Annotated in this window: 15 protein-coding genes; all 15 read right to left on the reverse strand. The window is 71.4% G+C overall.

Features of this window, described 5'->3' with window-relative positions:
• Nucleotides 1–54: 54 nt before the first annotated feature.
• Nucleotides 55–576 carry a hypothetical protein gene (locus ABKW28_RS12795; protein WP_348610106.1) on the reverse strand — a complete coding sequence of 174 codons (522 nt, stop codon included), beginning with the start codon at nucleotides 574–576 and terminating at the stop codon, nucleotides 55–57.
• A 4-nt stretch (nucleotides 577–580) separates the two neighbouring features.
• Nucleotides 581–784: a hypothetical protein gene (locus ABKW28_RS12800; protein ID WP_348610109.1), complete on the reverse strand. Its 204-nt coding sequence runs from the start codon at nucleotides 782–784 to the stop codon at nucleotides 581–583.
• A gap of 43 nt (nucleotides 785–827) precedes the next feature.
• A complete protein-coding gene (locus ABKW28_RS12805) occupies nucleotides 828–1,307 on the reverse strand; it encodes a hypothetical protein (protein WP_348610112.1) in 480 nt (159 codons plus the stop codon).
• On the reverse strand, nucleotides 1,307–1,672 hold the full coding sequence (locus tag ABKW28_RS12810; RefSeq protein ID WP_348610115.1) for an HK97-gp10 family putative phage morphogenesis protein: 366 nt from the start codon (nucleotides 1,670–1,672) through the stop codon (nucleotides 1,307–1,309). Before ABKW28_RS12810 ends, ABKW28_RS12805 begins: the two co-directional genes overlap by 1 nt.
• Nucleotides 1,673–1,690: 18 nt before the next feature.
• Nucleotides 1,691–2,137 carry a DUF6093 family protein gene (locus ABKW28_RS12815; protein ID WP_348610117.1) on the reverse strand — a complete coding sequence of 149 codons (447 nt, stop codon included), beginning with the start codon at nucleotides 2,135–2,137 and terminating at the stop codon, nucleotides 1,691–1,693.
• Nucleotides 2,137–2,511, reverse strand: coding sequence for a hypothetical protein (locus ABKW28_RS12820; protein ID WP_348610120.1), 375 nt, complete (start codon nucleotides 2,509–2,511; stop codon nucleotides 2,137–2,139). Before ABKW28_RS12820 ends, ABKW28_RS12815 begins: the two co-directional genes overlap by 1 nt.
• Before the next feature lie 70 nt (nucleotides 2,512–2,581).
• Nucleotides 2,582–2,944, reverse strand: coding sequence for a hypothetical protein (locus tag ABKW28_RS12825; protein ID WP_348610123.1), 363 nt, complete (start codon nucleotides 2,942–2,944; stop codon nucleotides 2,582–2,584).
• A 13-nt stretch (nucleotides 2,945–2,957) separates the two neighbouring features.
• The gene (locus ABKW28_RS12830; RefSeq protein ID WP_348610125.1) at nucleotides 2,958–4,088 is read right to left on the reverse strand and encodes a hypothetical protein; all 1,131 of its coding nucleotides are present in this window, start codon (nucleotides 4,086–4,088) and stop codon (nucleotides 2,958–2,960) included.
• Between the two features lie 11 nt (nucleotides 4,089–4,099).
• Nucleotides 4,100–4,501, reverse strand: a complete 402-nt coding sequence (locus ABKW28_RS12835; protein WP_348610128.1) for a DUF2190 family protein — start codon at nucleotides 4,499–4,501, stop codon at nucleotides 4,100–4,102.
• Between the two features lie 2 nt (nucleotides 4,502–4,503).
• Nucleotides 4,504–5,796, reverse strand: a complete 1,293-nt coding sequence (locus tag ABKW28_RS12840; RefSeq protein WP_348610131.1) for a hypothetical protein — start codon at nucleotides 5,794–5,796, stop codon at nucleotides 4,504–4,506.
• A gap of 172 nt (nucleotides 5,797–5,968) precedes the next feature.
• Complete coding sequence (locus tag ABKW28_RS12845) at nucleotides 5,969–7,039, reverse strand: phage minor head protein (protein WP_348610134.1); 1,071 nt, start codon at nucleotides 7,037–7,039, stop codon at nucleotides 5,969–5,971.
• Entirely contained in the window at nucleotides 7,039–7,230 is a 192-nt protein-coding gene (locus ABKW28_RS12850) for a hypothetical protein (protein WP_348610137.1), read from the reverse strand. Before ABKW28_RS12850 ends, ABKW28_RS12845 begins: the two co-directional genes overlap by 1 nt.
• Nucleotides 7,230–8,840, reverse strand: a complete 1,611-nt coding sequence (locus tag ABKW28_RS12855; RefSeq protein WP_348610140.1) for a hypothetical protein — start codon at nucleotides 8,838–8,840, stop codon at nucleotides 7,230–7,232. The genes ABKW28_RS12850 and ABKW28_RS12855 overlap by 1 nt, the downstream gene beginning before the upstream one ends.
• 38 nt (nucleotides 8,841–8,878) lie before the next feature.
• A complete protein-coding gene (gene terL, locus ABKW28_RS12860) occupies nucleotides 8,879–10,420 on the reverse strand; it encodes a phage terminase large subunit (RefSeq protein WP_348610143.1) in 1,542 nt (513 codons plus the stop codon).
• A 27-nt stretch (nucleotides 10,421–10,447) separates the two neighbouring features.
• The gene (locus ABKW28_RS12865; protein WP_348610149.1) at nucleotides 10,448–10,834 is read right to left on the reverse strand and encodes a hypothetical protein; all 387 of its coding nucleotides are present in this window, start codon (nucleotides 10,832–10,834) and stop codon (nucleotides 10,448–10,450) included.
• Between the last annotated feature and the right edge of the window lie 58 nt (nucleotides 10,835–10,892).

Genomic DNA, 10,892 nt, shown 5'->3' on the forward strand with positions numbered 1-10,892 from the left:
GGGGTGGCGGGTGGTCCTCTGCACCCGCCACCCCAGTCAGGGGGCGCCCAGGGGTCAGACGCCGGCCGCGGCGACCGTGCCCTCCTGCCAGCCGGCCTGCGGCTCGAGGGGGATGCGGCGCTTGATGTAGCCGCCGCCGCTGCCGGGGCGCTGGGGGCGGTCGGTGAGGACCCGCAGCCCGAGGTCGTACTCGTCGCCCTCGGCCCAGGGCTCGGTGGCCTCCTTGCCGTTCTCCCGCGAGTAGCCCCAGGCGGTGGTGCCCTTGACCTTGAGCGCCTGGTAGGCGGCGTCCTCGGTCTCGTCGACCTCACCGGTGGTGACGTCGAAGTAGCGGAAGAGGGTGATGCCGGCCGTGAAGTTGTCGCGGCCCATCGAGTTCGCGTTGCTGGACTCGCACAGGGCGGCCTCGGCGAACTTGTCGGAGTCCCCGGCCGACCAGGTGAAGTCGGAGGCGAGGACGTTGCACGAGACGTCGATGCCGGCGTTGAGCTCGGTGACGGTGGGGTTGGCGGGGTCTTCGGGCTCGGTGGTGAGGATGGTGAGCTTGATGTGGCCGTCGGCCAGCGACTTGGGCATGTCGTTACTCCTGTCCCCGGGCGGCCGGGGTCTCGGTGGTGTCCGTCGTCGCGGTCACGACGTCGGTCTCGGGTGTTGCCGAGCTGGTCTCGGCGGCCCGGGTCTTGGGGGTCTTGCGGAACGGCTTCGCGAGCACGGGGTTGGTGAGGTAGTGCTCGGGGACGCGGTGCTTGCGTCCGGTGGCCTTGCTGTAGACGTCGATGAACATGGGGTCCTCCAGGTGAGGGAGAGGGCCCCGAGGGTGGGGCGGCTCAGGTGTGGGCGGTGAGCTGGTACTGCAGCGGCACGAAGAACCGGCGGGGGTTCTGGCCGTCGTCGGGGATGAGGAGCGGGGAGTAGCCGGGCGGGGTGCGCAGGGGCCCGCAGATGACGCCGTTGGTGGTGGCGGGCGCCCACCGGTACAGGAGGGCGTCGATGCGGTCGACGAGGGCGAGGACGTCGTCGGTGTCGCCGCCGGCGGCGGTGATCTGGACGGGCCAGTCGAGGTCGACGACGGTCTCGTCGAGGGAGTCCTCGCCGCCGGGGGCGCCGGCGCCGGGGGAGACGATGAAGTAGGCGGCGGCCCGGGGGTCGGTGGGCGACTTCGCGGGCGGGTCGGCGGGGGCAGCGACAGTGGGGTCGAGGCCGTTGCGGGCGCCGATCTGGCCGTAGTAGCCGGTGGCGTTGGTGACGCCGGTGAGGCGAGCAGCGACCGCTCGGCCGAGGAGGCGCCGGCTGATGGTGGCCGGCATCAGATGATCTTCTCGGCCATCGCGGCGAGAGCGGCGGTGAACCCGGGGGCCTGCCGGTCGAAGGCGGGGCCCATGAACGGCTTCCCGGGCTGGGTACTGGTGCCGTACTCCTGGTAGATGCCGTACTCGACGGTGGGGCCGATCTCGGCGGTGACGCCGGTGGAGCGGCCGTCGCCGGTGAAGGTGGTGGAGATGGAGGCCTCGAGGTCGCCGGTGTCGACGGGGGCGAGGACCTTGGCGTCGGCTTCGATGGCGAGGGCGGTGCGGCGCAGCACCGCGGACCCTTGGGCGCCGAGGCGGGCGCCGTTGCCGGCGACGCGGGCGCCGAGGGCCCGGGCCTGGGAGGTGTCGATGGTGACGCCCATGGGTGTGCCTCCCTGGTCTCAGTCGTTGAGGGTGCAGAAGAGGTAGCGCTCGAAGAGCTCGGTGCCGGTGCCGACGCGGGTGACGCGGAAGACGCGGCCGTCGAGGAGGGGGTCGCCGGTGTCGGTGACGGTGGCGAGGTCGCCCTGGGCCGGGGAAGTGTCCAGGGTGGCGGCGGGGTCGATGTCGGTGGTGATGAGGTAGTCGACGGTGGTCTCGGGGTCGCCGGCGACGACGCGTTCGCGGGCCTGGGTGTCGATGGCCTGGACGCGGCAGGTGCCGGTGAAGTGCACGGGCAGCGGCAGGGAGACCATGGCCTCGGCGTCGTCGGACCAGGCCTGGGTGGTGCCGGGCTTGCGGAGGGCCAGGTCGCCGCGGCGGGTGCCGGCGAGGACGGGGCGGTGGTTGGTGGCCCAGCCGGCAGGGATTACCTCGGTGCCGGGGCGGCCGTAGCCGACGTTGCGCATCAGACCGGCCAACCGGTGCGCTCGGGGCGGCCGGTGTCGGGCTCGAGGTCGATGACGTCGAAGAAGAACCCGTCGCCGTCGTCATCAGCCTGATCAGCCTGCGCGCGGAGCCGGTCGGCGTGAGCCCGCATCGCGTCGGCGAGCTTGGCGCCGTCGGTGCTGACGTCCTGGGAGCGCAGGACCCGGGACGCGAGAGCGTGGTTGGTGGCGTTCGTGTCGATCGCCTGCGCCGCCGCGCGCTTCACCCCGCCTTCCATGTCGAGGAACGCCTGCAGTTCGGTGTCGGTGAACACCCACGGGGTCGCGATGTCGGAGAGCAGCAGCCGTACCTTGCCGATGTCAGTCGTGACGTCGTACGCCTGGGTCTCGCTCACGGCAGCTCCCTCGTTCAGGTGGTGACCGGTGGGCGGGCTGGGGTCGCCGGCCCGCCCACCGGGTGGGGTGTCAGGACGCGGGGGGCGTCCCGTACTTCGTGCGGATCTCGTCGCGGCCCAGGGGCTCGCCCTTGTCGTCGACGAGGTCCTGCTCGGTGGCGCCCTTCACCGTGGTGGCGTACTTCGCCCACGCCTCGCGGGAGGCGTTGCCGGCCGGCTCGGTGCCCGGGTCGGCGGGGGGAGTGGGCGTGCTCGAGGTGCCGCTGGTCGAGCTGCTCGAGGAGCGGCCCGCCTTCTTCTTCGCGCCGGGGGCGAGCTGGTCGGCACCCCAGTGCTTCGGGACCTGGTAGCCCAGGTCGTTGCCGTCCGCGTCGACGACGTCGACGAAGTCCTTGCTGGCCAGCAGGTGCCGGCCGTTCTTGGTCTCAGCCATGTCCTCGCCCTCCTCAGGCGCCGCTGTTGTCGGAGCCGTAGGTCAGGGTCGGGTCGCCGTGGGCGACGCCCATGATGTGGCGGCCGCGGTACCAGATGGTGTCGTCGTCGAACGACCCCTGGTTGACCACGATGTCGCCGCCACCGATGGCGCGGCCCTGGTCGGCCTTGTACCGGAAGTCGGGGCGCTCGAAGCCCCGGACCCGGCCGAACCAGAACGGCGAGCGGCGCGCGGTGCCCGGCTTGGGCATCACGATCCAGGACTCGCCGAGCTGCTTCTCGTTGACGACCAGGTCGACCTTCCCGCGCAGCGGGTTGGGCTCGAAGGTGAACCCGCCGTTGCCGTCGGAGACCTGCACCCGGTCGACGTTGAGCAGCCGCTCGGCCTGCGCCTCCAGGGCGTAGCCCACGACCAGCTGCAGCCGCCCGGCCGGGATGATCGTCCCGGTCTTCGGGTCGCGCTTGGTGCGCAAGCTGGTCAGGACCGCCTCGAGGTTGGTCGCGTTCAGCTCGAGCGTGCCGATGTTGCCGTTGCCGACGTTGAAGAACGCCGTGTTCAGGGCACCGGTCTCGAGGTTGATGAGCAGCCGCAGGCCGCGGTCGTCCTCGGTGTCGATGGCCATCTGCGGCATCTGGTTCGGCACGAGCATCAGCTGCTCGAGGTCGTCGTTGACCTGGGCCTCGAAGGAGAAGCCCCACAGCAGACCGGTCTTCTTGCCCCGGATCGGGTACTCCTCCAGCTCCGGGCCCTGGGCCATCGGGTAGCCGGTGCGCTCGGGCACGTCCTTGAAGACCTGCGAGCCGAGCTCGAGCTGGCTCATGTACTTCGGCTTGAAGTTCGCGAGCGTGGTGGGGGTGAGGAACTTCGGCCACTGCGTGGGCAGCGCGTCGTAGTTCTGCAGCATCTCCCGCTCGATGACGGCGCCGGAGGCGAACTGGGCGAGGTCGCTGGTGGTCAGCGCCTCGTTCAGCTCGAACATGGCGCGCTTGGAGCCCTCGCGGGCGTGGGTCATCAGGCGGGCCATGCCGAGGGCGGCCTCCATGAGGCCGGGCCGTGCGGCGAGCCGGCGGCGGTAGGCCTCCGGCGAGGTGCCCGAGGTCTCCGCGGAGATGCTCTCCGCGATCTCGAGAAGCGTGTTGGTCATGATCGGTCTCCTCAGATCCGGACGAGCTTGACGTTGACGGTGCCGGCGCCGGCGGCCTTGGTCGCCCCGCTGGCCACGCCCTTGTCGATGACGGGGGTGGTGTGGCCGAACAGCGTGTTGCTGGTGGCCGTGGTGGTGAGGCTGTTGTCGGCGGCGACGATGTAGACCGCGGTGCCGACGGTGGTGATCTCCTCGGGGACCTCGAGGGCGTAGACGCCGTCGGGGGCCACGGAGGCGTAGCCGGCCGGGTTGCCGACGCCGCCGTACTGCTTGCCGTCGACGACCTCGGTGCGGTCGGTGTCGCAGACGCCGATGTGGCCGCCGACCTTGACGGGGTCGCCGGAGCGGGTGCCGGCCGGGACCGGCAGGGACAGAGCGGGGGACTCCCCGCGGAACACGAGGTTCTTCGACATGATCAGGCTCCCTTCGACTCGGACAGCCCGAGCTCGTTGTCGATGTCGCCCCAGCTGATCGCGCCGGAGCCGGACTCGGTGACGGTGGTGCCGCCGTGGCCGGTGATGCGCCCGGAGCCGGACGCGGCCTTCTTCTCGGCGGCGTCGGTGTCGACGAGGGTGGTGAACGCCGCCTCGTCGAGGTCGCCGCTCTCGGTGAGCGTGATGTCGGCCAGCAGGCCCTTGACCTCACGCGGGGTGAAGACGACGCCGGCGTCCTTGGCGCGCGCCTCGACGATCTCGGTGGCGCGGTCGGTGCGCGTGCGCTGCGCGGCCGCCTCCTCGAGCTCGGCGATGCGTGCGTCCTTGGTGGCGCTCTCGGTGATGAGAGCGTCCACCCGACCGGCCGTCTCGGTGAGCCGGGTGTGCTCCGACTCCTCGATCTGGATCTTGCCCATGGTGACCTCCAGGTCAGCCTCGGTGGTGGGGGTGGTGCTGCCCGGTCGGGTGACCGTGACGTACTTGGTGACCGGGCGCACGTGGGCGCGCTCGCCGGTCAGGGACACCGACAGGTCGTCGTCGGCGACGGTGTAGGCCTGCTGCCAGGTCTTCGACGGCTCGTCCTCGGCAGAGGCCTCGAACCAGACGGTCGTCTCGTCGAAGTCGCGGACCCACGCCCAGCGGCGCTCGCTGCCGTACTGGGTGCGGATCGCGTCGGAGAGCTGCTCGCGGCGCTCGTCGACGGTGGCCTCCTCGACGCCGTGCGCGAGGGCCCGGTCCACGACCACCGACGGCGGCGCGGACTCCAAGACCTGGAGCACCTTCCCGCCGCGGCCGGCGCGGGACACGAAGTCGACCGAGGTGATCGCGGCGACAGACTCGATGAGCTGCCCGGTTCGGCCCTCGGCCTCGCCCTCGATGACGTCGGAGGCGGACCCGCGGATCGAGAGCCCGATGTGGGGGGCGAGGTTCTCGTCGGCGAGGAAGTCGCGGTACGGGGCGGTGACGGTGGCCTCGGCGATGACGGCCTGGGCTGTGTCGTCCCAGTGGCCGGCCTCGGTGATGACGGCGGCGAGGTCGCGGATGGACCGGTTGCCGTGCACGTCGAGGCCGGAACCGTCCTGGTGGGGGTGGTCGAGGTACATCTGGGTGCCGACGGCGACCAGGTCGGCCGCGGCCTCGCAGACGTCCTTGGAGTAGTAGCCGGAGCTGCCCCACCCGGGAGTCAGGACCTGGATGGTCATGCGCCCGGACTTGCGGTCCGAGGCGGTGGCGGCCTCGTTGAGCTTGACGCTCTCGGCGAGCTGCTTGGGCATGGAGACCTCCCGGTCATCGGTGAGTGCGGGGTACGGTGCCGGGCGTGGGCATGGACGACGACACGGACTGCGTCGAGCACGTGTGGGTGCTGGGTGAGGTACGCCCGACCCTGCGCGGGATGGAGCGGGGCGAGGAGTGCGCCCGCTGCGGGGCGGTGTGGTTCCGGCCGGCTCAGGCGGCGGTGCGGGACACGCGGCCACCGCTCTGACGGCGACCAGGGGCGGGCGCGACCCCGTAGGAGTCGCGCCACCCGGGGGTGCTGCGGCGCTTGGACCACGAGCTGATCGGGTAGTCCCCGCGGACCCAAGCCTCGTACCGGGTAGGACCGAGGATGGCGAGCTGCTCCTCGGAGGGCAGCGTCTCGAACCGCGTCGCTGCGTCGGGGACCAGCGACGGGGGCTCTTCGATGTCGAAGCCGAGGTCGGACCAGGGCTTGACGACGGGGACCCGGGCGCAGCGGCCCTGCTGGTGATCCAGCGGACCGGGGGCGGTGAGGTCGTGGATGGTGCCGTGCTGCGCCCAGCAGGAGGGGCAGGTGCGGGTGTCGAGCGCTGAGACCCACTGCCACCCGGCGAGCACATCCGTGTGCTGGGCCTGGGCGAGCTGGGTAGCGGTACGGTGCGCGTCGAGGGTCTCGGTGCGGGCGATGTTCAGCGCCCGGGTCAGGCCACCGTTGAACCGGCCCTCGGCGCGGGCCACGATGCGGGCGGCGGTAGCGCGTGGGTTCGCGCCGGCCGCGACGCCTCGGATCAGCTCGCGGCGCAGGATCTGGTACTGCTCGGCCGGCATGGGGCGCAGCGTGGAGGTGATCTGCTCGGTGGTGCGGCGCACGATCGCGGCGACCTGGTCGGCGTCGACGCGGGTCCAAGAGTCGGCAGGAACGAGCAGGGAACCAGGAGGGAGCTGGGAGTCGACGACGGATGCTTGGGCGCCGCCGGCGGCGTCGATTACGTCCTGCAGGTCGTCGATGATCCGTACCCCGGCGGCGCCAGCAAGGGTCTGCAGCTGGTCGCGGATCGCCCCAAGCGCGTTGCGCAGGCGCAGCGACCGCAGTAGCTGGGTGCGGGTGACGCGTTCGCCTGCCACCATTTGCTCGAGGAGAGCGGCGGTGAGGTCGGGGGCGACTTCGTCCCAGGCGTCGACCCAGGCGGCGACGAGGTCGCGGGTCTGGGTGTCGGTGATGCGTGCGAGGTCGGCGTTGATCTGACGCTGCAGGCGCAACGTGCGCCGGGTGGCGGCCATCAGGCGCCGGCCTCGACGTTGCTGCCGCCGCAGTCGGTGCACCCGACCGCGGAGCACAGCCGCAGCGTGTTCCCGGACCGGCGGGTGAACCACACCCGGGCGCCGCCGGAGGTCGCGCAGTCGGTGCACCACAGCCCCAGGTCGGTGGCCACGTGTTCGACGTGGACGACGATGATCCCGCGGTGGGCCATCACAGGCCCGCCGGGTCCTCGCCGCGGCGGAACCGGTCGGCCGCGGCCTGGCCGGCGCTCATCAGCGGGTCGATCCAGTTCCCGTCCTCGTCGGTCATCTCCTCGAGGACCTCGTCGACGTCCTTGACGTCGAGGGCGGTCATGAGGAGGCGGGCGGTCTCGACCGGCGGCATCTTCCCGGTGCCGTCGGCGGCCACGATCGCCTCGACCAGCTTGACCGTGTCCAGCTCGGTCAGGTCGGGCCAGTCGATCGCCACGCTGCGCTCGACGTCGCCGGTCAGGGTGACTGTCTCCCGGCCAGTGCGAGCGTCGCGGATGACCGTGCCCTTGAGCGGGCCGCGGGGTGCGCGGATGGCCTGGTCGATGACGTACCCGAGGATGGTCTGCAGCACCGAGCCCCACAGCCGGCGGCGGCCGTTCATCTCCAGCACCACCGGCTTGTCCATGGTCTCCGCGACCGCGCGGGCACCGGTGACACCGGGGTCGGCGAGCAGGTCGACCACGGAGACCCCCAGGGCGGCGGCGACCATGGAGGCCAGCGGCCGCCCGGAGTCGGAGTCCACGGTGGCGCCCGACTTCGGGATCGCCTCCAGGCCCACACCGGGGCCGCCGGCCGCGACCTGCCCGACGGGACCGCTCGTCGGGTCGGCGGGGTTCATGTCGCCGGGTCGCGGCATCGCAGACATCAGCTTCGACGCCGCGGCGCGAACCTTCGAGGACTTGTCACCCGAGAGGCGCCACGCGAACTTCGACAGCGCCTTGACCAGGCGAGCCCAGTCGGTCAGGAACCCCTCATAGGCGCGGGCCCACGGCAGGGCGGCGTACACGTCGGGGATGCCCCACTTGCCGCCCTCGGGCCTGTTGACCGTGACGTGGAGCATCGGCTGGTCCCACAGCACGGGCAGCCCGTCGATGCTCTTGGGCCGCGACGCCGGCCAGTACCCGAGCGCGGGGTGCAGGACCCGGCGGGTCTCGGTGCGCCGACGGGTGCCGCCGCCGTAGCCGGCCTCGATGACGGTCGCGGTGTAGGTGCGGAAGAAGAACCAGGTCTCGTCGCGGTCCTCGGGGTTGGCGAGCTTGTCGCCGATCTCCTCGAACGGGGTGACCCGCAGCTGCACCCGCCCGGTCAGCGGGTCGGGGAAGAACGTGAAGATGATGTTGCCCTGCTTGCCGAGGCGCCGCTCGAGGTTCTCCTGCGCCTCGGGAGAGGTGAGGGCGACCTGGTTGGACGGGTCGTCCCAGAACGCCTGGACCACGGCGTTGACGTCCTGGGCGGCACCAGCGCCGGCACGAGCGGCGACGGTGAGGCCCTGGCCCCACACGTAGCCGAGGCGCAGCTGCAGGCCGCGCTTGATCATGGGAGAGGCGATGGCCATGACCGAGCAGTTGCGGATGACGTTGGTCAGGCCCTCGCGGGAGAACTCGCGGTCGAGGTCCATCTGGGCGGTGCGCCAGCCGCGGTCCTCGGCGGCGAGCTCGAGCTCGGAGAGGGCTTCCTCGAGGATCTCGTTGTCCTGCTCGGAGGCGGCGAGCTGCTCCTCGATGGACAGCGCGGGGGCCGAGGTGGTGGTCTCGGTGGTCTCGGTGGTCTCGGTGATCTCAAGGGTCATCGTCGGTCACCGCCCTCGTGTCGTGTCGCCGGTCATGGTCAGTACGGGGTGATCTGGAACGCGGCGAGCTCGTCGTCGAGGTCGTCCTCGGTGTAGAGCTCCCCGGACAGCGCCGGCTGCAGCATCAGGCGGTTGATGGCCTGGGACGCGCCGTCCGCCTGGTCGTCGTGCGCGGCGGTGGGGAAGCCGGCGATCTCGTCGACGAAGCCGCCGACCCAGGCTGCACCCTCGATGTGCTCGGGGTCGGGCAGGTACACGTTGGCGGCCTCGACGAACGGGGCGACGGCGCTGAGCCGGGCCGTCTTGGATCCGTAGGGCTCCTCGGGGATGACGCCGATGCCGACCGGGCTGTTCTCGAGCGAAGACATCACCGCCGGGCCGTTGGCCTTGTCCTCGATGAGCTTGGCCTGTGCCTGCGGCCAGCGGTACGACAGGGCCACGAACTGGCGCCGGGTCTCGGTGAAGGACCACCGTCCGCGGACCTGGTCGAGCAGGTAGACCCGCGGACCGCGGCGCATCCAGACCTGGCCCACGACGTAGTCGGAGCTGTCGGTGTCCTTGAACGTCATGTCCCAGGACTGCAGCATCTGGTCGTACTCCGAGGGCACCCAGCGCGAGCCGTCGGGCTGCTCGAGCCACAACGGGGTGTCGTAGTACTTCCACCAGGTGCGCTTGATGATCCCGCCCTCGGCCGGGGAGGGCCGGCCCTGGTACATCGCGTTCCACGACCGCGACCCGACCTCGCGGGCTTTCTTGACCCAGTCGGTCACGGTGCGCTTCCGGGCGGACTCCATGTACTCGCCGGGGGCGCGGCCGAGCACGTCGCTCTCGCCCTTCTCGGGGTCGTGGTCGGCCTGGGCGGGGATGTTGAGCACCGACCACTCGCCGGCGTATTCGGTCTGCAGCCAGCCGGACAGGTCGTCCTGGCGCCACCGGGTCTGCACGATGACGGCCGGGGCGCCCGGGGCCAGCCGGGTTAGGGCCACCGAGCGCCAGAAGTTCTGGACCGTCTCGCGCCAGGCCTTGGAGTCGGCCTGCTTGTCGTCCTTGTACGGGTCGTCGATGATCAAGACGTCGACGGGCCGGCCGGTCAGCGAGCCCTCGATGCCGACGCAGACCACGCCGCCGGTGTAGCCCAGCAGCTTGAACTCGTGCTTGGCCGCGGTCGAGGACGAGAGCGTGAGGCCCAGCTGCGGGTTGGCCTTGAGCTTGTCGCGGATCTGCTCGCCGAAGGTGCGCGCCAGGTCGAAGCCGTTGGAGACGATGGCGATGCGCAGGTTCGGGTTGCGGTGCAGCAGCCAGAGCGGGAACCAGATCGAGATCCGCTGGGACTTGCCCTCCTGCGGCGGCATGGACAGCATCTGCCGCTCGGTCTCACCGGAGGCGACGCGGGCCAGGGCGTCGTCGATGAGCCGCAGCGCGGGGGTCTGCACGTTGGTGCGGTCCAGTGCGGCGGCCATCTCGCCCGGGGTAGCCCAGGGCTGCTCGCGCCGCTCGGGGGCGAGGCGGGTCTCGACGAAGCGCAGCACGCGGGTCAGGTCGTAGCTGCTGGAGGCGGGCCGCTGGGGTGCGATGGTCACGGGCTCGCACCTCCCGCCGGGCTGGCGCTACTCGATCGGCGGCAGGTTGAAGCGCTGGCGCATCCGGTTGACGACCGCCAGCACAGCCGAGGTAGGCCGGTAGTACTCGCGGCCGTGGTCGCGGTACTCGACCAGCTGCGCGTGAATCGCGGCCTCGTCGTCGAAGTCGCCCGGCATGAAGCCGAGCACCTCGGCGTCCGGGTCGATGCACCGGCGGCGCTTGTCGAGGTGCTCCGAGCAGCCGATCTTGATCGTGCCGTCCGGCAGCTGCACGGCGTACACCGTCGGCTCGCCCATGGTCAGCGCCCGGATGGCCGACGCACGGTCGACGGCCCGGATGCGGGGCAGGCTGCCGATGGCGCCTGTGGCTGTGGTCGCGTAGGCGCTACGCCCCGCGTGTCGTAGTCTCGTCACGTCGTTCCCCTCCAGCGGGAATGGCAAGACCCCCGTCGAAGGTGCAACTTCGCGGGGG

It is taken from the genome of Nocardioides sp. 31GB23 (genome assembly GCF_040012395.1).
Taxonomy (GTDB): domain Bacteria; phylum Actinomycetota; class Actinomycetes; order Propionibacteriales; family Nocardioidaceae; genus Nocardioides; species Nocardioides salarius.